Source organism: Brevibacterium sp. FAM 27836 (assembly GCF_051351055.1).
Taxonomy (GTDB): domain Bacteria; phylum Actinomycetota; class Actinomycetes; order Actinomycetales; family Brevibacteriaceae; genus Brevibacterium.
Genome location: NZ_CP195711.1, coordinates 491,701 through 514,139, shown reverse-complemented (window position 1 = coordinate 514,139; position 22,439 = coordinate 491,701). Strand labels below are relative to the sequence as shown.

Sequence of the window (22,439 nt, the reverse complement as noted above, 5' to 3'; positions counted from 1 at the left end):
TGAGGCCCTCATTCGGAGTCGGCGTCTTCTTGCATCGTCGAATACCAGTCATCGACGTCTTCGCGAGAGAAGCGAAGGTGGCGACCGATCTTATGTGCTGTCGGTCCGAACCCTTCGACGCGCCACTTGTAAATCGTCTGCTTCGGGATCCGCAGCTCGGCAGCAAGATCTTCCGCCGTCAGCCACCGTGTATCGCTCGTCGATGCTGTCACGGTCACCATCTCCTCGTGTTGCAGCGTTTGAAAACTATCGATGCAACAATCTTATCAGAGGATTGCACTGATTGCCGATGATTGGTGAAATTGCTAGGCTGGGTTCCATGAATTTCGCTGACCGACGCCCCGTACCAGTCGTGACCCCCGCCGAGAATGAAGGTTTGGTTGATGGCGATTGGGGGAAGGCAATAGGTCGCACCGAAGGGCAGGCGGACCTTTGGCACCGCATCGATGCTTCCGGCGTGCCGTTTCCGCTTTGGGTGCGTGTTGCGCAGTCTGAGCACGGGGACTTTGTAATCACGGGAATGCTGCTTGGTGATCCGGAAGGGGGCCAGGCAATCGGCACCGGCGGCCTCTCCAAAATCGCGATCAATGACATCCTGTCGGCGATTGATGATGCTGACCGGTCAGGTGTCGGCGACTTTCGGGAGTATTCTCCGGAGTTCAACGGGCGGGTCCCGAGGCCCGGCGGTCAAGTGCTTGGTGACGACACCATCTATGAGGCGGCCACCGTGGCAACTCTGGTGAAGTGGTACGGCAAGGGACGCCCGGTGATCTCAACGACGGCTGAAGCGCTCAACGTCTCGCGAGCTACAGCCTCCCGACGCATCCAGCGTGCCCGCGACATGGGCTTGCTCGATCAAGCTGCCGAAGTCCTCGCAGGTGGGGATGGAGCGGCAAACGCCAAGATGGCTGAAGAGTACGGAATAGTCGAGCATACGGTGCACCTTGAAGACACCGACGATGGTGATGGGAATGCCTAGACCGCGTCTGGAGCTCGGAACGTGGGGCAGGATTACCCGAAAAGAGATTGCTGAGAATAGGTGGCGTGCGCGGGCACGGTTTCGTGATTTCACCGGTAAGACGAAGCAGCGTGAAGCCTATGGTGCGTCTGGGGCCAAAGCTGAGCGCAACCTCCTCAGGGCTCTGCGCAGCGAGGTTGATTCCGCGGGCGACTCGATAGCCGGAAGCACCACAGTGACCGCGCTGTCGAAGTTGTGGCTAGCCGACCCGGACCTCACTGAGAACTGCACGGCTCAGACCGTTGAGCGTTACACGGACAGCCTGAATAGGCATGTATTGCCGGCTCTGGGCGAATACATGCTCATGGAAGTGACTGTGTCCAGGGTTGATCGCTTCCTCCGGAATCTTGCAGTAGTGACGCCGGGGAACGCGAAGACCGCGAGGTCAGTGCTCAACGGCATGTTCAAGCTTGCGGTTCGTCACGACGCTGTCCGGTCGAATCCGGTGCGGGACGTACGTCTTCCTTCGAAGCCGAAGAAGCCCGTCGCGGCAATGAGTGTCGATGAGGTCGGGGCGCTTCGTGAGGGGTTGCGCGCCTGGCAAGACGGGGTGGGTTACCGCGGACCGCGGCGGGGGAGTGATTTGCTCGATGTCGTCGATGTGATGTTGGCAACCGGGCTTCGAATCTCCGAAGTTCTTGCGCTGCGATGGGGTGATGTCGACCTCGGGGACCAGCCAACCTTGACGGTCTCGGGCACGCTGGTTTACCTCAAGAAGAAAGGGCTTCTCCGGCAATCGCATACAAAGACCTCGAGTGGGTTCCGGATTCTCACTCTGCCTGCGTTTGCCGTGGAGGTGCTGCTTCGCCGCAGTGTCGAGGCGATTCCCACTGAATCGAACGCGGTTTTTCCATCCGGCAAAGGCACCTGGAAATGGCCGAACAACTATCGGCGAACGCTGAGAGCTGCGCTCAAGGATATCGAAAGTGACGGCCAGATCTCGCCGCATGTATTCCGGAAGTCCGTAGCCACACTCATCGACGCCGAAGCGACTCTCGAAGCGGCTGCTGCTGTGCTTGGTCACTCGGGTACAGCAGTCACTGCGAAGCACTATGTGAAGAAGGCGACCGCGGCTCCCGACATGTCGGAGATCCTCGATCGATTCGGCAAGAACCGAAACGAAAAAGATGGGTAACCGTGGGGTTCTCGACTCCTTATCGGAATCAGCTCATCCGCTTGGAAAGCATCATTGCAGGTCAGATGCATTTTGTAGGGTCCCCCCACTGGGATTCGAACCCAGACTGAATCGATTTTAAGTCGACTGCCTCTGCCGATTGGGCTATAGGGGGGAATGCTCAGAACACACTTTATCGGCAAACCGATGCCACCGCGATCTGAGACATTCCGCGCACGGCCCGAGGCCGCGGCTAGCCTGAACCAATGACGATGAACGGACCGAGCCGGCAGGCCTGGGTGATCCTCATCATCGGTGTCCTCACGCAGATGGCGGCGACGATCGCGATTGCGGGGCCGGCATTCCTCATCCCGTATATGCACTCCGACCTCGGGTTCACACTCACCCAAGCCGGGACGGTGGCCGCCGCCCCGAGTTTCGGTCTCATCCTCACCCTCATCGCGTGGGGTGCCTTCGCCGATCGCTACGGGGAGCGGTTGGCCATGACCCTGGGCATCGGACTGACCGCAGTGTTCTCGGCCGCCGCGGTCCTCGTCGTCGACTCACCGATCTGGATGGTCCTCGTCATCGCCGCCTCCGGCGCTGCTGCCGCGTCGGTGAATTCGGCCAGCGGCCGTGTCGTCACGGGCTGGTTCCCCCGCCACCGCCGCGGGCTGGCCATGGGGATCCGGCAGATGTCCCAGCCCTTGGGCACGAGCGTCGCGGCCGTGACCATCCCACCGATCGCCGCGGCCGGCGGCTTCCCCGCCTACCTCTGGTACGTCGCGGCCGTCACCGGTGCGCTCGCGCTCATCTGCTTCGCCCTCGTGCGGAACCCGCCCCAGCAGGAACCCACCCGCACCGAGGTGGCCGTCCTCGACCGCGCCACTGAACCAGGCAGCCCCGCCCCAGCCGGACCGGTCGTGTCTCGGAGTGACCCCGACCGGCCGGGGGCCGCCTCGGCGGGGGAGGGCAGCGGGGACTCCGCCTCGATGCTCAATCCCTACCGCAGCGATTCTTTCCTGTGGCGTATCCATGCGGTTTCGGCCCTCCTCGTCGTCCCGCAGTTCGCGTTCTCCACCTACGGTCTCGTGTGGCTCATCGCCGTCCACGACATCGGTGCGGGAACCGCGGGCGCGGTGGTCGCGACCGCGCAGATCGTCGGAGCCCTGGGGCGCATGCTCGTCGGCGGACTCTCGGACCGCGTCGGCTCGCGTGTCGGGCTCATGCGCATCGTCGCGATCGCCGCTGTCGTCTGTGTCGCGGCGATCGCCGTCCTCTCGCTCAAGGAGCTGCCCGTCGCCGCGGCCATCGTGTTCATCCTCGCCTCGGCGGTGTCGGTGGCCGATAACGGGCTCGCCTTCGCCTCGGTCGCCGAGGCGGCCGGCCCCCGCTGGTCGGGCAAGGCGATGGGTGCACAGAACACGGGACAGTTCGTCATGTCGGCGCTGCTGGGCCCCGGTTTCGGCGCACTCGTCACCGTCTTCGGCTACCCGCTGTCCTTCGGGCTCATCGCGCTCGCACCCCTGCTGGGCATCGGTATCATCCCCAGACGGGACATCGATCGCATAACCTGATATTCACCTCGCCGCGTTAGCGTGCACGAGGCACGACACCGTGGCGCCATCGGAAGGGAAGGACCTCGTGAACAACCTGTTCCAAGAGAATCTGCGGGAGTACATCGACAAACTCCGCCTCGAAGGCTACGCCGTTGAGGACAGTCAGACCACGGATCCTCACCTCATCGACCCGATGGGCCGCGCCGTCGAAACCTGGCGTGAAGGGTACCCGTACGGGGAGCAGATGGATCGGGAGACGTACGAACTCGAGAAATACCGACTGCAGGTCGAGCTGCTGAAATTCCAGTACTGGGGCCAGGACACCGGCGCCAAACACGTCATCGTCTTCGAAGGCCGGGACGCCGCTGGCAAGGGCGGGACGATCAAACGCTTCACCGAACACCTCAACCCGCGTGCCGCCCGCGTCGTAGCGCTGAACAAGCCCTCGGACCGGGAGGCCGGACAGTGGTACTTCCAGCGCTACATCTCCCACCTGCCCACGAACGGGGAGATCGTCATGTTCGACCGCTCCTGGTACAACCGGGCCAACGTCGAACGCGTCATGGGCTTCTGCACCGATGACGAATACGAGACGTTCATGGACCAGGCCCCTGTGTTCGAGAAGATGCTCATCGACTCCGGCGTCCACGTCACGAAATTCTGGTTCTCCGTGACCCAGCGGGAGCAGCGGACCCGGTTCGCGATCCGACAGATCGACCCGGTCAGGCGGTGGAAGCTCTCACCCATGGACCTCGAATCCCTCGACCGGTGGGACGACTACACAGAAGCGAAGGAGGAGACATTCCGCCGCACGGACACCGATCATGCCCCGTGGATCACGATCAAGAGCAACGACAAGAAGCGCGCTCGACTCAATGCGATGCGCTACTTCCTCAACCAGTTCGACTACGAAGACAAGGACACCTCGGTCGTCTTCGAGGCCGACCCGCTGCTCGTCCGCCGCGGACGTGACGCCGTCGACGACTAGTCCCCGACGTCGATGACTGGTCCCGGACAGAGACTCGGCCGGGTGGAAGGGGAAAGACCACCCGGCCGGAACCGTGGAGCGGGACTCTCACCCGCACTGTCGCTTGTCGACGCTCATCTGCAGCCGACCATCTGAGTCTGAGGCCCGTCCGTCGCCGGTCACCTGCCGTAGCCGTGTCCGGCTCACCAGCAGAGACTCACGCGTCTGCGGCCTCCTTGCGTGCCCTGCGCAGAGCACGGCGCTTCTTGTGCCCGGTGAAGCTGGTGAAGAAGAGGATGATCGCCAGGAGGACGAACAGTCCGCCGCCGACGATTCCCGCATCGACCCAGAACTGCGGCGGGAACAGCCTGATCAGCGAGTCATCGGCGTAGAATTCCCACGTACCGTCGGCGAAGAAGACCTTATGGAATCCGCGGAAGAAACTGTCCCAGCCGAGTACGGCGACGACAGCGACGGCGGCCATGGCGATGATGCTGAAGATCGATCCCAGGCGCACTCCGGCGTGAATGCCCATCCCGTTGCGACGGCACATGTAGATGCCGAAGAGGACGGACCCGATGATCCCGACCAACGCCACGAGGTAGAGCAGAGAGATGAGGCCCTTGACGTCGGCCATATGGCTGAGCTCATCGGAGATGAAGACCGGCTCACCATTGGGCATGACGACATCGGCGAGGTAGCGCCGAGAGTCGAAGTTGTGCAGGTAGTCGACGACATACGTCCCGTAGTGCTCACGGTCGGCGGAACCGAAGCCGAACTGATCGGCCGGGAACCCGGGGCGGAAGTATTCGATCTTGAGGAAGATGCCCGAGGCGACGAAGCGGACCGCCAACGCCAAGAGGACGAAGGGGGTGGCGAGCATGATCCAGATCGTGCCGATGACGTCGAGGACCGAGCGGCGGCGTTCGGGCACTTCGGGATCCCGCGCATCGGTCGACGTCGCCGCCTTCGACACGGCGGCCCAATCCGCTTCGCTCATCACCGCGGTGCGTGCGTTCTCCGGAACCTCACGTGTGGCGCCGGTGTCGGTTGATGTCGCCGAGGCGGTGCTCGACGATGCGGTGCGATCAGTCGCCCGCGTGTTCGTCGTCGGCTGAGAGTGCGGATTCGCGGAATGGGCGGGAGCCACCCTCACCGGGCCCGTCGAGGGCTTGGCGTCCGCGGAATGCTTGGGGGCATCCTCGGCGATGGGATCCGTGATCGGATCGAACGCCTCGGTGTCGGTCGAGGGATCATTGGCCGCCTCCAGAGGGGCCTGCGACTGCTTCTCGGCAGCACTGGCAGACCCTGAACTCATCCGCCTGCTCAGGAGGTCTTCGGTCTCGTTCTTCTCGTCTCTGGACACACCCCCATTGTCAGCGACCCGAGGGGCTGAGCGGGGCAGGACACGCCACGGCGGCCGATTTCACCGCAGCCGGGCGTATTCCCGGGCGGACGAACCTCAACCCAGCAGGGCGGCGATGATGACGAGGGCGGGCACCGCTAGGACGGTGGTGATGAACACTGCGTCGCGCATGAGCGCCTCGGACTGCCGGTACTGCATCGAGTAGATGTAGACGTTCTGCGCGGTCGGCAGGGCCGAAGTCACGACGATCGCGAACAGGTCGACTCCCTCGTAGCCGAGCAGAGGACCGCCGATGACCCAGGCGATGAGCGGTTGACCGACGAGTTTGGCGACGGTGATGTATGTCAGTTGCGAGCGCGTGCCCTTGACGGGCAGGGCCCACCCGTCCTTGAGGGAGATGCCGAAGGCCAGCAGCGCTCCGGGTACGGCAGTGGCGCCGATCATGTCGATGGGTTCGAAGATGAACCGCGGCAGTTCGAAGCCCGTCGCCGAGGCGGCCACACCGGCTGCGGCGCCGAGGACGATCGGGTTTCTCAGCACTTGGAGGACCGTGGTGTACCAGTGGGAGTCGACCTGCTTCTTCCCCGCCCCGTCGAGGACAGCCATGCCGATCGGTGCGAGCACGAGCAGTTGGAAGAGCAGGACGGGAGCGACGTAGCCGATGTCGTGGAGGACGTAGGCGGCGATCGGGATGCCGAGGTTGCCGATGTTGACGTAGCTGGTCGCCCAGGCGGAGAACATCGCCTCACCGGTGCTGCGTCGGCGAATCCAGCGGGTGAGGACGAAGAGGAGGAGACCGACGATGATGGCCGAACCGCCGGTGGCGAACAGAGCCGTGTTGAAGATCAGCCCGAGGTCGGTGTCGGCGACGGTGACATAGAGCAGCGTCGGGGTGCCCGCGTAGAAGACGAGCTTCGCGATGACCTGCTGGCCGTGGGGTCCGAGGACGCCGGACCGTCCGAGGACGAATCCGGTGAGAATGACTCCGGCGATGACGGCGAAACCTTCGAACACAGCCAGCATGGGCTACTCGGGGTCCTCGCTTCCTGCGACCCGGTGGTCGGTCGTTGAGTCGGTCGGTCAGTCGGTGTGCCGGTCGATCGAGCTGTGCTCGGCGGCCGGCGTGTCGGTCAGTCCGCCTCGGCGATATCGGACACGAGGTAGGACGCGGCCGCACTGACGGCTCCGACGGCGAGCACTGACGGCCAGGCGCCGATCTTCTTCGCCAAGGGATGCGAGGCACCGAAGCCGCCGAGGTAGGTCAGGGCGAGCCCGGTCGCTGCCGGCCACCCCTTCTTCACGTACCAGGAGCGGGCGGCATAGGCACCGGCCGCAGCGAGGACGACGCCGCCGAGCGGACGGATCCCGGTCTCGCGGGCGGTGAGGAAGCCGCCGATGAGACCGACGGCGACGAGTGGGGCGGTGGAGACTTCGCGTGCATCCTTCATGTGCTCAAGTCTATGCAGGTGGATCCGCGACCCGAACTGCGGTCTCACAACGAGGAACACCGGATCGATCGGAGACGGTCACGCTGCGTCGCTCTGATGCGGATGCAGTCGGGCGAGCCTCGCGAGGATACGGGCCCAGTCGAGCGAGTCTGCTGGTCGGCCCCAGGGCGGGCCCGCGGCTCAGCTCAGGGAGATCTTGATGACCGAGGCGATGCTCAGCGCCGCGATGAGGCACACCGCGGTGGTGAGGAATGCCACGGCCCACGGGGTGGGACGACCGCGCTCGGATCGGATCGAGACGGAACCCAGACGGTAGCGCCTGACCTGCATGGCGATCGCTACGATCGCCAGGCCCATGCAGATGACGAAGATCGCCACCGACCAGCCTTGGAAGACATTGACGAACCGCATGAAGACGAGGCTCACGACCGTCATCGTCAGGCTTGTGCGCAGCCACGACTGCGTGGTGCGCTCCGGTTGCAGCGCCGGGTCGGAGTGCGGCTGCGGACGGGGCGGTCGGGAGGCCATCACAGCAGACCGGCGACGACCAGGACGAGCAGACCGGCACCCAGCGCCGTGGCGAGGCTGACGATGGGGATGATGAGAGGCAGCGGCAGAGAGGTCTTGCGCCGCATCGCCGATTCGATGCGGTGCCACCGGAAAGCGGCGCCGGCGGCGAGGACGAAGCCGATGACCATGAGCACGATCGACAAGGTGGCGCGCAGCGTGGTCGAGAAGATCTCCGAGGTGAAGGCCTCGACCGCGATTCCGCCGCCGATGAAGGCCAGAGCGGTGCGGATCCAGGACAGGAAGGTCCGTTCGTTGGCCAGGGTGAAACGGGGGTCCGGGTCGACTCCGTCCGGGAAGACCCGGCGGGCGATGCGGCTGCGGGAGTCCTCGACAGAATTATGGTCACTCACACTTCGAGGATAGCGGTAGACCGTGTGCGGTGGGTATGGACGGCTGTCGACATGAGCGACGATGCTGCGATGAAGCCCGTGCTGCGGAGCATCGCCGACCGGTTCCGAGCCGGGGCAGGGGCAGACCAACCGCACGGGCAGAGCAGCTGACGACCGTGCCCGGCTCCGCACCGCCTCGGCGGGGATGACGCTAAGCTGGGAGACGCAATGGCAGAAGAGAACCCGACCCCGTCGACCACGCCAACGGACACGAACCCTCAGCAGCCGCCTCGGCGCCGGAACACCGGACGTGGGCGCTCGCAGCAGCGACGCAAGTCCACGGCCGCACACCACCAGCAGCGCCGGGCTCGGCTCAGGGACGCCCGCACGGCACACCCGGTCACCGTCACCTACCCCGAAGACCTGCCCGTCACCGCCGCGAGACACGAAATCGCCGAGGCGGTCCGGGACAACCAGGTCGTCATCATCGCCGGCGAGACAGGTTCGGGCAAGACCACGCAGCTGCCGAAGATCTGCCTCGACCTCGGACTCGGCGTCGACGGACTCATCGGACACACCCAGCCGCGGCGGATCGCTGCCCGGACCGTGGCGGAACGCATCGCCGACGAGCTCGACGAAGAACTCGGCAACACCATCGGCTACCAGGTGCGCTTCACCGCGCAGGTCGCCGACTCCACCCGGGTGAAGGTGATGACCGACGGCATTCTGCTCTCCGAACTCTCCCGCGACAGGCTGCTGCGCGACTACGAAGTCATCATCATCGACGAGGCGCACGAACGCAGCCTCAACATCGACTTCCTCCTCGGCTACCTCAAGGAGGTCCTCCACCGGCGCCCCGACCTCAAGGTCATCATCACCTCGGCGACGATCGACCCGGAATCGTTCTCCGCCCATTTCGATGACGCTCCGATCATCTCTGTCGAGGGTCGGACCTACCCCGTGGAAGTCCGCTACCGTCCGCTCGGGGATGACCCGGCCGCTGGCGATGATGACCTGGAGGGGCCCGGCGATTCCGGCAACTACGCGACGGGAGTCGAGGAGCAGACCGAAGGCATCATCTCCGCCGTCGACGAGCTCGCCGCCGAAGCCCCCGGCGACATCCTCGTCTTCCTCTCCGGCGAGCGCGAGATCCGCGATACCGCCGAGGCGCTCGAAGACCACCTGCGCAGTCGTCCGAAAATGAGCAGCTGGGAGGTCGTGCCGCTGTTCGCCCGTCTCTCTGCCGGGGAACAGCAGAAGGTCTTCCAACCGCATTCGCGTCCTCGCATCGTGCTGGCCACCAACGTTGCTGAGACCTCGCTGACGGTGCCCGGCATCAAATTCGTCATCGATGTCGGCACCGCCCGCATCTCCCGGTACTCCAACCGCACCCGGGTGCAGCGGCTGCCGATCGAGCGGATCTCCCAAGCCAGTGCCAACCAGCGCAAGGGCCGGTCGGGGCGGACGAGCGAAGGCATCTGCATCCGGCTGTACTCGGAAGAGGACTTCGAATCCCGACCTGAGTTCACTGATCCGGAGATCCTGCGCACGAACCTCGCCAGCGTCATCCTGCAGATGGCGTCGCTCGGTTTCGCCTCCAGCGACCAGGAGATCCTCGACTTCCCGTTCCTCACCCCTCCGGAGGCCCGAGCCGTCCGTGACGGCCGAACGATGCTCACCGAGCTCGGGGCCCTGACCAGCGACAGCACGGGCAGAATCCACGTCACCGAGATCGGTCGGAAACTCACCGTGCTCCCGATCGACCCCCGACTGGCCCGGATGGTCATCGCCGGTGCGCAAGCCGGATGTGGGGGAGAGGTCACCGTCATCGTCGCCGCTCTGTCCATCCAGGACCCGCGAGAACGTCCCGCGGAGGTGCGTGCCGCCGCCGATGAGAAACACGCCCGGTTCACCCATCGCGGCAGCGACTTCCTGTCCTACCTCAACCTGTGGAACTACCTGCAGAGCCTGCAGGCCGACATGGGGTCGTCGAAGTTCCGCCGCCGGTGCAAGACCGAGTTCCTCAACTTCGTGCGCATCCGCGAATGGCAGGACCTCGTGGGACAGCTGCGTTCGCTGCTCGGCTCGGCGGGGATCCGCATCGAGAAGTCCGTCTGGCAGCCGACGGACGATGAGTCGCAGGCTGACCCGGCCGGCCGCCCGTCCGGCCGGGGCTCTGCGGGCTCTGGGTCGGGCAAGATCGGATTCGCCGAGCTCAGTGCGGCCAAACGCAGTGCCAAGAAGCAGGGGCTCACCGGCTCTGCCGGGGCGACCGGCAAACAGGTGGCCGCCGTGAAGCTCGACCCGCATGCCGCTGCGATCCACCGGTCCCTGCTCACCGGGCTGCTGACGATGATCGGCTCCCGTTCCGAACGTCACAAGGACTATCAGGGTGCTCGCGGCACCCGCTTCGCGATCTTCCCGGGGTCGGGACTGTTCAAGGTCAACCCGGACTTCGTCATGGCCGCCGAACTCGTCGAGACCTCCCGCCTGTGGGCCCGCACGGTCGCGGCGATCGACCCGGACTGGGTTGTTGAGGCCGCCGGTGATCTGGTGACCCGACAGCATTCGGATCCGCACTGGTCGACGAAGGCCGGTGCCTCGATGGTCTATGAGAAGATCTCGCTCTACGGAGTCACACTCGTCAATGACCGCCGCGTCGGATACGGGCAGTTCGACCGGGAAGCCGCCCGCGATATGTTCATCCGCAAGGGACTCATCGAAGGCGACTGGCACGAACGCTTCGGGTTCCTCGACCACAATGCCGCAGTCATCGACGACGCCGAAGAACTGGCTTCGCGCACACGCAACCGCCGCGTGCTCGACCAGGACGATGCCCTCTTCGAATTCTTCGATGAACGGATTCCGGAGGGGATCACCTCGGCGGCGGACTTCCGATCGTGGTGGAAGAAGCAGAAGCGACGGGACTCCCACCTGCTCGACCTCACCACCTCGGTGCTGCTCAGCGATGACAGCGAAGAGCTCACCGCCTCGGTGGCCTCGGATTTCCCGATGGAATGGGAACTGGCCGACGGCACCCGGGCCAAGCTGCGCTATTCCTTCGACCCCGGAAGCACCGACGACGGGGTGACCGTCGAAATCCCCGCCGAGGCGGTTCCCGCCGTCGACGTCGAAGACTTCAGCTGGCAGGTGCCGGGGCTGCGCGAAGAACTCGTCGCCGCCTATATCCGGTCGCTGCCGAAGAACAAACGCCGCTACTTCGTTCCCGCGCCCGACGTGGCCCGCGAGATTCTGCCGGCGCTGACCCCATACCAAGGGAGTCTGCCGGAAGTGCTCGCCGCGCATCTGAGCGAGCGTGCCGGCGGGGGAGGCCTGCACGATCTGGTGCCGATCACGGTCACTGCCGCCGACTTCGACCGCTCGCGGATCCCCGCTCATCTGCGGCTGACGTTCCGTGTCGTCGACGGGACGAAGACCGTCGGGCTCGGCGAAGATCTCGCCGCACTGAGCACTCGAGCCAAACCGCAGGTGCGCAAGGCGCGGCAGAAGCAGACCTCGTTCACACCGAAGACCGGGCAGACGGAGTGGTCGTTCGGCGAACTCGGTGACCCGGACCAGGCAGCGGCCGGTGCCGTCCCCGGACTGGCCGATCGGTCGAAATCCGTCGACCTCGTGGCCTTCGACACCGCACTCGAAGCCCGGATCGCCACCCGAGAAGCGCTCATCACACTGCTGTCACTGCACACCGGTGACACGCTCAAATACCTCCAGGACGGGCTGACGACCGAGGAGAAGCTCATCCTCGCCGGTCACCAGAAGTCCGCAGACGAACTGCTCACCAGCCTCGTCCGCGTCGGAATCCGCGGACTCGTGGCTGACAGGCTGGGTCCGGCGGAGTCCTCGTGGGTGTCCACGGCGGAGCAATTCGCGCGACTGCGCACGGACGTTCACGCCCAGCTGCCGCTGAGCTGCGTCGAGCTGCTGTCGTCGCTGCTGAAGGCGCTCAACGCGGCAACCGAGCTCGACAAGCTCGTGTCGAAGGCCTCCTCGTTGACGATCCTGTCCAACCTCGCCGATGTGAAGGCATGGAGAGGATCGCGGACGAGCGCGGCGGCAGTGGCGGCGATGACTCCGCAGATGCTGCGCGAGCTGCCCCGCTGGGTGCAGGCCGAAGTGGTGCGCATCGGCGGAATGCAGGATTCACCGATCCGTGACAAGCAGCTCATGGACCGCGTGACCGGCTGCGGCGATGATGTGGTCAAGAAGATCGGCAACCGCTTCCCGCCGCTGGCGAAGGCCGAGTGGTCGCAGCTCGTCGTGTCTCTCCCCGCTGCGTGGGTCGAGGTCGTCACGATGCTCGAAGAGCTGCGAGTCTCACTGTTCGCGAATTCGCTGGGCACCGCACACCCGGTGTCGGAGAAGCGCATCGCGAAGGCTCTCGCCCAGCTCTGATCCCGGCCGTCAGCTGGAGGAGGTGCCGCTGGGAGTGCGGAGTGCCCGCAGCGGTGAGGAACGGCGGTCAGGCGGTGGGCCGGCGGTCGGGCGGCGGGACGGCGGACAGACAGAGGGACTGCGGTCAGGCCGCCGGATGGACCAGCCAGTCGACAGCAGCCCACATCGGAACGACAGCAGCGGCGAGGAACGCGGCGACCGCCCACCAGGTGCGCCATTTCCAGGTGCGGCGACGGGTGCCGATGAAGAGGAACCCGATCCAGAAGACCACGCAGAACGCTCCGGAGAGACTGAGCAGCACGAGGCCGGCGGCCTCCCACCCGGAGGTGCCGATATCGAAGATGTACTTCGTCACCTGGGCGATCTGAAGCGAGAACATGATGGCGAACGCAAGCAGCGGTGCACCGAGCACGCTCGCGACGATCAGCGGTAAGGCCTTGAGCCAGCGTTCCTTCGGTTCCGAACGGCCGGCATATTCAACGAATTCCTCAGACATCGCCACCAGCATATGGGCAGAATCCGACAAGACGCTGGACGCTCCGCCCTTCCGCGAACCTCAGCCCCGGCCACTGTGACTGAACGGACACGCCGGACGGAGAAGAAGAACGATAGGATATTATGGTGACTTCTGGCCAGTATTCCGACAAGGACATCCGACACGAGGCGGCCCGCCGCCGCACGTTCGCTGTCATCTCCCACCCCGACGCGGGCAAATCGACGACCACCGAGGCGCTCGCCCTGCACGCACGCGCCATCGGGCAGGCGGGAGCCACCCACGGCAAGGCCGGCCGCCGCGCCACCGTCTCCGACTGGATGCAGATGGAGCAGGACCGCGGCATCTCGATCTCCTCGGCAGCGCTGCAGTTCGAGTACCGCGACGCCGTGTTCAACCTCGTCGACACCCCCGGTCACGCCGACTTCTCCGAAGACACCTATCGGGTGCTCTCGGCCGTCGACTGCGCCGTCATGCTCATCGACGCGGCGAAGGGCCTCGAGACGCAGACGATGAAGCTCTTCGAGGTCTGCGCTCACCGCAACATTCCGATCATCACCGTCGTCAACAAGTGGGACCGGCCGGGCCTCGACGCGCTCGAGCTCATGGACGAAGTCCAGCAGCGCACCGGTCTCCTGCCCACCCCGATCACCTGGCCCGTCGGTCAGTCGGGAGACTTCCGCGGTGTCCTCGACCGGACCACCGGCGAATACACGAAGTACACCCGAACCGACGGCGGTGCGACCATCGCCGGTGAGGAGAGCTTCCCCGCCGACGCCGCCGCGGAGCTCGAGGGCGATGCCTGGGCCACAGCCGTCGACGAATCGGATCTGCTGGAGATGGAGGACCAGAACCACGACCAGGAGACCTTCCTCGCCGGCAAGACGACCCCGGTGATGTTCGCTTCCGCAGTCCTCAACTTCGGCATCCACAAACTCCTCGACATGCTCGTCGACTTCGCCCCCGCCGCCGAGGCGCGCCTGGACAGAGATGACGAGCCCCGTCCCGTGGACGCCCCGTTCTCCGGGTTCGTCTTCAAGGTCCAAGCCGGAATGGACTCGAACCACCGCGACCGGCTCGCCTATATCCGCGTCTGCTCCGGAGTGTTCGAACGCGGAAGCGTCCTCACCCATGCGAGCACCGGCAAACCCTTCGCCACGAAGTATGCGCAGCAGGTCTTCGGCCGCGACCGTGACGTCGTCGATGAGGCCTTCCCCGGTGACGTCGTCGGCCTCGTCAACGCCTCCGCCCTGCGTGTGGGAGACTCCCTCTACCTCGACAAGAAGGTCGAGTTCCCAGGGATCCCGACGTTCTCTCCCGAGCACTTCATGGTCATCCGGGCCAAGGATTCCTCGAAGTACAAACAGTTCCGCCGCGGCATCGAACAGCTCGACCACGAAGGCGTCATCCAGGTGCTGCGTTCGGAGCTGCGCGGAGATCAGGCGCCGGTGCTCGGTGCGGTCGGCCCCATGCAGTTCGAAGTCGCCGAAGACCGGATGACGAATGAGTTCAACGCCCCGTGCACCCTCGAACGGCTCAATTTCTCGCTGGCCCGTCGCACCACACCAGAATGCGTGCCGACACTGGCCCGGGAACGCTCGGTCGAGGTGCTGCACCGTTCGGACGGAGAGCTGCTCGCACTGTTCTCCGACCGGTGGCGGCTGCAGGGTGTGCAGAAGAATCACCCGGACCTGATCCTCGAACCGCTGGTCGTCAGCTGAGACGACGGCTGCCGCGATCAGGTGCCGATGCTCGGCATTTTGACGGGGTCACTATTATGGATGGGCGGGCCCGCAATCATGAGGACCTGCTTGGGGAAACCGTCTGTGGGACCAGTCCTGCCGCCCGGTGAGACCCGAAAAGACAAAGGAGAGATGTGGCAACGAAATCGATACGAGTCGCGATTGCCGGATTGGGCAACTGCGCCTCCTCCCTGATCCAAGGTGTGGAGTACTACCGGAACGCGGCCCCGGGGACGAAGGTGCCCGGCCTCATGCACGTGGAGTTCGGGGACTATCACGTCGGTGACATCGATTTCGTTGCCGCCTTCGACGTCGACGGTAAGAAGGTCGGCGTCGACATCGCCGAGGCGATCACCGCCAGCGAGAACAACACCATCAAACTCACCGATGTGGAACCGACCGGCATCGAGGTGCTGCGCGGGCCGACCCTCGACGGGCTCGGAGAGTACTACCGCGACACGATCGTCGAATCCGATCGTGACCCGGCCGACGTGGTCAAGGCACTCAAGGACGCCGAAGCGGACGTGCTCGTGTGCTACCTTCCCGTCGGTTCCCAGCAGGCCGTCGAGTTCTACGCTCAGGCCGCCATCGACGCGAAGGTCGCCTTCGTCAACGCCCTGCCCGTCTTCATCGCCGGAACCAAGGAGTGGGACGAGAAGTTCCGTGCCGCGGGCGTCCCGATCGTCGGCGACGACATCAAATCCCAGATCGGCGCGACCATCACCCACCGGGTGATGGCGAAGCTGTTCGAAGATCGCGGCGTCGTCCTCGACCGCACCTACCAGCTCAACGTCGGCGGCAACATGGACTTCAAGAACATGCTCGAGCGTCAGCGCCTCGAGTCGAAGAAGATCTCGAAGACCCAGGCCGTGACCTCGAACACCTCGGCACAGCTGTCCGACCGTGACGTCCACATCGGACCCAGCGACTACGTCGAATGGCTCGACGACCGCAAGTGGGCCTTCGTCCGTCTCGAGGGCCGCAACTTCGGCGACGCGCCGGTGTCCCTGGAGTACAAACTCGAGGTGTGGGATTCCCCGAACTCCGCCGGCGTCATCATCGATGCCGTGCGTGCCGCGAAGATCGGTCTCGACCGCGGCATCGGCGGAGCTCTCATCTCCGCATCCTCCTACTTCATGAAGTCGCCCCCGGAACAGCAGGACGACGACGCCGCCCACGAAGCGGTCGAAGCGTTCATCCGCGGAGACCTCGAACGCTGATATCGCCGAGGCGGCCCCACCCGTTCGCGGGTGCTCAGTCGCCATTCGGCCGATGAGGGCGCCGATCGCAGATCCTGCGATCGGCGCCGTCCGCCATTCATCCCGCCTCGGTGAGGGCTCACCCGCCGCGGTACGGACACGGGGCGCCGACCCGTATCCGGAATATGAGATCGACGAGACGCAACGACGTTTGTCCAGGACACTTGTCTCCTCGAAGTGATCGCACTCACATGTGCCTCACTGGCCAGCACCGACCGGTGCCACCGAGACCGAGGAGACCCGATGTCGAGTACCCCCGCCGCCGACGAGAAGAAGAGAGGCAAGTCCGAGCTCAACTGGCTCATGCGCCTGCTCGTCATCATCGAGAAGGCCGGCAACAAGCTGCCGCACCCGTTCTGGCTGTTCCTGTCCCTGGCCGTCATCGTCATGATCCTCTCGGCGATCTTCTCGGCCTCAGGACTCAGCGCCGTCAACCCGGCCACGGACGAGAAGGTGACGGTGACGAACCTCTTCGCCACCGATTCGCTGCGCGAGATCGTTGCGGACGCCACGAACAACTTCGTCACCTTCCCACCGCTCGGGCTCGTGCTCATCGTGCTCATCGGCGTAGCCGTGGCCGAACAGTCCGGGCTCATCCCGGCGATGCTGCGCGGAACGATCGCCGGGGCCTCCCCGAAGTGGATCACCTTCATCGTCGCCTTGGCAGGAACCGCCTCGTCGATCGCCTCCGACGCCTCGTACATGATCATGATCCCGCTCGGCGGGCTCGCGTTCAAAGCCGTCGGCCGCAACCCCCTGCTCGGCTGCCTCGTCGCCTACGCGGCGACTTCGGGCGGATATTCGGCCGCACCGATGGTCAACTCGCTCGACACGATCCTCGGCGGCCTGTCGACTTCGGCCGCGCAGATCATCGACGCCGACTACACGGTCAGCCCGGTCGCGAACTTCTACTTCAACTTCGTCTCGATGTTCGTCGTCGCCGCGGCCGTGACACTCGTGACCGAGCTCCTCCTGTCCAAACGAGCCGACCAGATCGAACTCGACGAGGTGACCGAAGACGACAGCTTCGACGTCAAGATGGAACTCGACGGCAACGAGAAGCGCGGCATGGTCATCGCCGTCATCAGCATCATCGTCTGCGCCGGTGTGCTCTTCGCTCTCGCCTGGCCGGCCGGGTCGTTCCTCCGCGACGAAGCCGGCGGCTTCGGCCCGGAATCGGGTCTGATGGCCGGAATCGCCGCGATCATCGGCTTCGGCTTCTTCATCGTCGGCATCGTCTACGGCTACGCGACCGGATCGATCAAGCGCACCGCCGACATTCCCGAGATGATGAGCAAGGGGCTGCTGCCCTTCGTGCCCGTCATCGTCCTGTTCTTCGCCGCCAGCCAGTTCCTCGCCCTGTTCAAGATGTCCAACCTCGGCGAGATCCTGGCGATCAAGGGTGCCGAGATCTTCGGAGCCCTCAACACGGGACCATTCATCATCCTGCTCGGCGGTTGGCTGCTCGTGGCCGTCGGCGCCCTCTTCCTCACCTCCGGTTCGGGACTGTGGACGCTCATGGCCCCCGTGCTCGTGCCGATGTTCATGCTCCTGTCGATCGCCCCGGAGACCACTCAGGCGCTCTACCGCATCGGCGACTCGACGACGAACATCATCTCCCCGATGAGCCCCTACTTCGTCGTGGTCCTCGGGTTCGTACAGCGGTACAAGAAGGACGCCGGCATCGGCACAGTGCTCTCCTTCACGATCCCGCTGTCGTTCGCGATGTTCATCCTGTGGGGACTGCTGTTCTTCATCTGGTGGGCGACCGGCATTCCCTGGGGTCCGGGAGCGGCCACTCACTATCACATGGGCTGAGCGCACATGGGCTGAGCCCGAACACGGGAATTCTGCAGCCGCTGCGAGCGTTGCCCGCCACAGGATCACGATCATGCAACGTCGGGCGACGCGGGCTGGAATCCACAGTTCCCGTCCAGACCGTCCCGTTAGACTGTGACCGTGAAACATCGTCAGTGCAGCCTCTCGGCTGTGCACATTCTGCTCAGATCGAAAGGATCTCGACCGTGAGTAACCCCATGATGAACCGGGCTATCAATCAGGGAGCCCAGGCCGGCCGCAATCAGCCGGTCATGTCCGACCAGGAACTCAACGACCTGTTCAACAAGCCGGCCGCCGAGAATCGCAACGCCGGACCCCAGGTCGCCGACCGGGCGATGACCTACGACGACGTGATGATGAAGACCGGTGTGCTCTTCGCCATCCTCGTCGCCGGAGCCGCCGTCGGCTGGTTCGTGCCGGCCCTGGCGTTCCCTGCGATGCTCATCGCCCTCGTCCTCGGACTCGTCAATGCCTTCAAGAGGGAACCGAACAAGGGCCTGATCATCGGCTATGCCGCATTCGAGGGTGTCTTCCTCGGCGGGATCTCCTCGTTGTTCGAGAACATGTACCCCGGCATCGTCATCCAGGCCGTGCTCGCCACGCTCTGCGTCTTCGGTGTGATGCTTGCACTATTCAAGTTCAAGGGCGTGCGCTACGGCTCGAAGATGAAGAAGTTCCTGCTCATCGCCGTCGGCGGTTACGCGATCTTCTCGATCATCAACCTCGGCGTCTCGCTGTTCACCGGCACCGGTGGTGCCCGCAGCATGCCGATCAGTATCATGGGAATGGAATTCCCACTCGGCGTCATCATCGGCATCCTCGCCACGGTGCTCGCCGCGATGACGCTGATCATGGACTTCCAGATGATCGAAGAGGGCGTCAAGCACAAGATCCCGGAGAAGTACTCCTGGATGTGCGCGTTCTCCCTCATGGTCACCCTGGTGTGGCTCTACATCGAGATTCTGCGCCTCATCTCCTACTTCAGAGACTGAGTCGACGCCGACCGCAGGAACCTCACACATGCGGTTGAGAGCAGACTGACCGAAGGGCGGATTCCCCGATGGGGGATCCGCCCTTCGGCGTTCCGTGCCGGGGCAGAAGGACTATCATGAACCCATGACCACGGCAGCGGCAGAGCTCGAGACCGAGGTGCGCCGACTGCGCATCCGCATCATCTCTCTGACGAGCACTCAACTCGATGAGGCGGCCCCACCGGCCGCGAGCCGTCGCGAAGCCATCCGCTCCGCCCTCACCGAATTCTCTGCCCTCGGATCGCAGGCACGCCCGGTCCCGCGGCTGGGCGACCAGAACCTCGCCGATCAGGTCGTCGTGCTCCTCGAACATGGACTGCACTCCTCCGCGGACCTGCCGGAAGCGGCCCGCGACGAACGGATTCGCGCCCTCACCGAGGCGGCCGTGCGTCTGCGTCGCCGGCTCGCCTGAGGACGCAGCAGCAGGGGAGAGACAGCAATCGGACGCTTCGGCACCCAGGACAAACTCGCCCTCATCGTCGGCATCGCCTCAGGCGGTGCCGGGTTCGGGGCGCTCATCGGCTGGATGGGTGCGCGCCGGCGATCACGACGGGAGTCGAACTCGACGTTTCCGGCCTGACGCCCCGCGAACGATGATTTCTACCGCATCGATACCGCTCTCATCCCGCCGTCGATCGACGCAGAGGATTGGCAGCTGCGCATCCACGGCGCCGCGACCGGTCTCCACGACCGCCGATTCACCGTGGAATGACAGCTCCTGCCCGTTCCCAGCATGTGAACTCGAACCCCCGGCGCGGTCGAGACGGGGCAATGTTGTAACCTCACTCACAGGTTCTCGATTCCCTGCGTCACAACGAGGTGGTCAATGTGTTTGGTCTTCCGACGGCGACGGTCGTCATCATCTTCGGCATCCCCGCGATCTGGGTGATCTACACCCTCGTCTTCGTAGTCCTCTCCCGCGGCTGGAAAGCCGAGGACGTCGCCGAGGACGCGGCACTGGCCAACACTCGGGCGAGCGCGAAGGGCGGATCTGCGACCGACGGCGGAGCCGCCTCGGCGGGAGAGAACGGGGGACTGGCATGAATATCGAAACATGGTTCCTCGTCATCTACTTCGTCGCGATGGCCGGCATCGGAGTGTGGACGCTCAAGATCGGGTCGAAGGGCAGTGAAGGCTACCTGCTCGGCGGTCGCAGTCTGGGGCCAGCGGTGACCGCTCTTCGTCTGCAGTCCTCGTCGATGTCGGGCTACATGTTCCTCGGTGCGGGGTCGCTTGCGTACACGAAGGGCTACTTCTCACTCTGGTACGCGATGGGCGACATCGGCGGCGGTGTGCTCAATCTGTCGATCCTCGGCCGGCGGATGCGCAAACTCTCCCAGATACTGGGCTCGCTGACTTCGATCGAATACCTCGAACACCGGTACCCGTCGAAGTGGATCCGCGCGATCGCGGCCCCGGTGGCGCTGTTCTGCATCTTCTTCTACGTGATGAGCCAGTTCATCGCCGGCGGTCGCGGCCTCGAGATGGTCACCGGGATCCCCTACGCCTGGGCGCTGCTCATCGCCGTCGGCGTCATCGTCTTCTACACCTTCCTCGGCGGATACCTGGCCGTGGCCTATACGGACTTCGTGCAGGCGATCATCATGCTCATCGGCATGGTCTGGATCCTCATCGCCACCCTCCAGGCGGTGGGCGGATGGACCGCAGGAAACGAGGAGGTCGGACGGATCAACCCGAATCTGCTGACCATGTGGGGTCCCGATGGAATCGAATCCGTGCAGTGGGGAGTCATCGTCGGCGCTGTCCTCGTCTTCTCCATCGGCTACATGGGCTGGCCGCACGTCAACGTCAGCCACATGGCGATGAAGCGGCCCTCGGTCGCCCGGACGGCGAGCATGTACGCCACGGGCTTCAACCTCCTGTTCATCCCCGCGCCCTACATCGTCGGCGTCATGGCGCTCATCCTCCTGCCGACCTTGGACAATCCGGAGCTCGCGGTCTTCCAGGTCGCCGACTCCGTGCTGCCGGACTTCGCCGTGGGCATCGTCATGGCCGGCATCATGGCCGCGATCATGTCCACCGCCGATGCGCTGCTGCTCCAGTCGGGCACGATCGCCAGCCAGGACCTGTTCCAGCGCTTCGTCAAGAAGGACATGTCCGATCAGCAGTCCGTGTGGGTCTCCCGGTTCACCGTGCTCGTGCTCGCGATCATCGGCTATCTTGTGGCCGTGAACGATCCGCCGGCCGTCGCCGAGGTGGTCATCTTCTCCACCACGGTGCTCGGCGCCGCATTCGTCCCCGTCTACATCGCCGCCGCATGGTGGAAGAAGGCGAACGTGCCCGGAGCGATCTCCTCGATGATTCTCGGTACCGTGTCCTCCGTCGTATGGCAGCTGACCGGTCTCGTCGATGTCACCGGCGTCGACCCGATGGGCGTCGGGATCGTGTGCTCGACCCTTGCCCTCATCTTCGTGTCCCTGGCCACGCAGAAATCGCATCCTGTCCCGGCACACGTCGTTGCGGCACTGAAGGAGACCGACAAGATCGGTGCCATCCCCGCACATATGCTCACCGGCCAGAACGATGCGCTCGCCGCGCAGGTGCCCAAGGATGCGTGAGCACCCGGACAGTTTGCCCGGCGGGGGAGAGAAGCCTGAGCTGATCGTCCCGGAATCGGCGTTGAGACTGGCGCCGAACATCACCGCCGCCGAGGCGCGCGCAGTGTTCGAGCGCAAGCTGCCCCATGCGACCGCCGAGGTCCGAAAGGTCCTCCACCCCTTCTGGTGGACGGTGCTCAGCGCCCGCACGCGCAGCATCTTCCGGCGAGCCGAACGGTCGTGGTCTGCCGCCCCTGTTCCAGCGGAGACGAGTCCCAGGCAGCGAATGAACGTCCTGGTCAATGCCTATTCAGGCAAGGGGTACCTCGCGGACTTCGTTCCTCGGGGTGAGACGGTGGCCGTGGCAGAGTGGCTGGATTCCTTCGAATCCTCCGACCAGGCAGGCCCACAACCCGGTCCCGACGATGTGAGGCGAACAGCGCGCTCGTTGGTGCGCACGAAAGTCCTGAAAACGGTGAAACTGGGCATGAGACTGACCATCGAGGAGGCGGCCGCACCCAGCGGAATCCTCAAACCCAACTGGGTGGTCACCGGGGGCAACGACAAATACTCGGCGACGATCCTTGTCGACGGCCTCGACTCCTCCCACTACATCGTGCGGGTGGAGAAGCTGACTTCGGGGTGAGTGCGTCCCCGCGGGGACGCACCGATGGGCCAGCCTCAGTTCTTCGCGTCAGAGATGCAGAGCGCATGGCCGGCGGGATCGATGAGG

The 22,439-nt window shown here is 64.7% G+C and carries 20 protein-coding genes and 1 tRNA gene; 13 read left to right on the top strand and 8 right to left on the bottom strand.

Annotation, left to right across the window (positions count from 1 at the left end; translation table 11 throughout):
- Positions 1-8: 8 nt before the first annotated feature.
- Positions 9-212, bottom strand: a complete 204-nt coding sequence (locus ACSE4D_RS02400; protein ID WP_240689594.1) for a helix-turn-helix domain-containing protein — start codon at positions 210-212, stop codon at positions 9-11.
- 107 nt (positions 213-319) lie between these two features.
- On the opposite strand from ACSE4D_RS02400, the gene ACSE4D_RS02395 reads away from it, so the two are divergent.
- Positions 320-979 carry a hypothetical protein gene (locus ACSE4D_RS02395; RefSeq protein WP_135537923.1) on the top strand — a complete coding sequence of 220 codons (660 nt, stop codon included), beginning with the start codon at positions 320-322 and terminating at the stop codon, positions 977-979.
- Complete coding sequence (locus ACSE4D_RS02390; protein ID WP_135537925.1) at positions 945-2,153, top strand: tyrosine-type recombinase/integrase; 1,209 nt, start codon at positions 945-947, stop codon at positions 2,151-2,153. Before ACSE4D_RS02395 ends, ACSE4D_RS02390 begins: the two co-directional genes overlap by 35 nt.
- Positions 2,154-2,233: 80 nt before the next feature.
- Here ACSE4D_RS02390 and ACSE4D_RS02385 read toward each other — a convergent pair.
- Positions 2,234-2,307 (bottom strand) — tRNA-Leu (locus ACSE4D_RS02385).
- Between the two features lie 91 nt (positions 2,308-2,398).
- On the opposite strand from ACSE4D_RS02385, the gene ACSE4D_RS02380 reads away from it, so the two are divergent.
- The gene (locus ACSE4D_RS02380; protein WP_135537927.1) at positions 2,399-3,709 is read left to right on the top strand and encodes an MFS transporter; all 1,311 of its coding nucleotides are present in this window, start codon (positions 2,399-2,401) and stop codon (positions 3,707-3,709) included.
- Positions 3,710-3,776: 67 nt separating this feature from the next.
- On the top strand, positions 3,777-4,679 hold the full coding sequence (gene ppk2 / locus ACSE4D_RS02375; RefSeq protein ID WP_135537929.1) for a polyphosphate kinase 2: 903 nt from the start codon (positions 3,777-3,779) through the stop codon (positions 4,677-4,679).
- Positions 4,680-4,875: 196 nt separating this feature from the next.
- Here the strand turns inward: ppk2 and ACSE4D_RS02370 are convergent, their stop codons facing one another.
- The 5 genes from ACSE4D_RS02370 to ACSE4D_RS02350 form a co-directional block, all read right to left on the bottom strand.
- The gene (locus ACSE4D_RS02370; RefSeq protein WP_425119972.1) at positions 4,876-6,024 is read right to left on the bottom strand and encodes a TIGR01906 family membrane protein; all 1,149 of its coding nucleotides are present in this window, start codon (positions 6,022-6,024) and stop codon (positions 4,876-4,878) included.
- A gap of 96 nt (positions 6,025-6,120) precedes the next feature.
- On the bottom strand, positions 6,121-7,047 hold the full coding sequence (locus ACSE4D_RS02365) for an AEC family transporter (RefSeq protein ID WP_426936493.1): 927 nt from the start codon (positions 7,045-7,047) through the stop codon (positions 6,121-6,123).
- Between the two features lie 107 nt (positions 7,048-7,154).
- Entirely contained in the window at positions 7,155-7,472 is a 318-nt protein-coding gene (locus ACSE4D_RS02360; RefSeq protein ID WP_135537935.1) for a hypothetical protein, read from the bottom strand.
- 180 nt (positions 7,473-7,652) lie between these two features.
- Positions 7,653-8,000, bottom strand: a complete 348-nt coding sequence (locus ACSE4D_RS02355) for a YidH family protein (RefSeq protein ID WP_135537937.1) — start codon at positions 7,998-8,000, stop codon at positions 7,653-7,655.
- Complete coding sequence (locus ACSE4D_RS02350) at positions 8,000-8,392, bottom strand: YidH family protein (RefSeq protein ID WP_425119973.1); 393 nt, start codon at positions 8,390-8,392, stop codon at positions 8,000-8,002. Before ACSE4D_RS02350 ends, ACSE4D_RS02355 begins: the two co-directional genes overlap by 1 nt.
- A 207-nt stretch (positions 8,393-8,599) precedes the next feature.
- Between ACSE4D_RS02350 and hrpA the strand changes: the two genes are divergently transcribed.
- Positions 8,600-12,784 (top strand): ATP-dependent RNA helicase HrpA, encoded by a 4,185-nt coding sequence (gene hrpA / locus ACSE4D_RS02345; protein ID WP_425119974.1) that lies wholly within the window; start codon positions 8,600-8,602, stop codon positions 12,782-12,784.
- A gap of 124 nt (positions 12,785-12,908) precedes the next feature.
- Here the strand turns inward: hrpA and ACSE4D_RS02340 are convergent, their stop codons facing one another.
- Positions 12,909-13,280 carry a hypothetical protein gene (locus tag ACSE4D_RS02340; RefSeq protein WP_436326631.1) on the bottom strand — a complete coding sequence of 124 codons (372 nt, stop codon included), beginning with the start codon at positions 13,278-13,280 and terminating at the stop codon, positions 12,909-12,911.
- 122 nt (positions 13,281-13,402) lie between these two features.
- On the opposite strand from ACSE4D_RS02340, the gene ACSE4D_RS02335 reads away from it, so the two are divergent.
- The 8 genes from ACSE4D_RS02335 to ACSE4D_RS02300 all read left to right on the top strand — a co-directional run bounded on the left by ACSE4D_RS02335 (position 13,403) and on the right by ACSE4D_RS02300 (position 22,352).
- On the top strand, positions 13,403-14,998 hold the full coding sequence (locus ACSE4D_RS02335; RefSeq protein WP_436326630.1) for a peptide chain release factor 3: 1,596 nt from the start codon (positions 13,403-13,405) through the stop codon (positions 14,996-14,998).
- A 155-nt stretch (positions 14,999-15,153) separates the two neighbouring features.
- A complete protein-coding gene (locus tag ACSE4D_RS02330; RefSeq protein WP_135537947.1) occupies positions 15,154-16,239 on the top strand; it encodes an inositol-3-phosphate synthase in 1,086 nt (361 codons plus the stop codon).
- Between the two features lie 282 nt (positions 16,240-16,521).
- Positions 16,522-18,096, top strand: a complete 1,575-nt coding sequence (locus ACSE4D_RS02325; RefSeq protein ID WP_436326629.1) for an AbgT family transporter — start codon at positions 16,522-16,524, stop codon at positions 18,094-18,096.
- Between the two features lie 218 nt (positions 18,097-18,314).
- Positions 18,315-19,109, top strand: a complete 795-nt coding sequence (locus tag ACSE4D_RS02320) for a Bax inhibitor-1/YccA family protein (protein ID WP_425120027.1) — start codon at positions 18,315-18,317, stop codon at positions 19,107-19,109.
- 124 nt (positions 19,110-19,233) lie between these two features.
- On the top strand, positions 19,234-19,560 hold the full coding sequence (locus ACSE4D_RS02315) for a hypothetical protein (RefSeq protein ID WP_426936488.1): 327 nt from the start codon (positions 19,234-19,236) through the stop codon (positions 19,558-19,560).
- 416 nt (positions 19,561-19,976) lie between these two features.
- On the top strand, positions 19,977-20,192 hold the full coding sequence (locus ACSE4D_RS02310; protein ID WP_135537953.1) for a hypothetical protein: 216 nt from the start codon (positions 19,977-19,979) through the stop codon (positions 20,190-20,192).
- Complete coding sequence (locus ACSE4D_RS02305; RefSeq protein ID WP_426936487.1) at positions 20,189-21,727, top strand: sodium/proline symporter; 1,539 nt, start codon at positions 20,189-20,191, stop codon at positions 21,725-21,727. Before ACSE4D_RS02310 ends, ACSE4D_RS02305 begins: the two co-directional genes overlap by 4 nt.
- A complete protein-coding gene (locus ACSE4D_RS02300) occupies positions 21,720-22,352 on the top strand; it encodes a hypothetical protein (RefSeq protein WP_426936486.1) in 633 nt (210 codons plus the stop codon). The genes ACSE4D_RS02305 and ACSE4D_RS02300 overlap by 8 nt, the downstream gene beginning before the upstream one ends.
- The last annotated feature ends 87 nt before the right edge of the window (positions 22,353-22,439 follow it).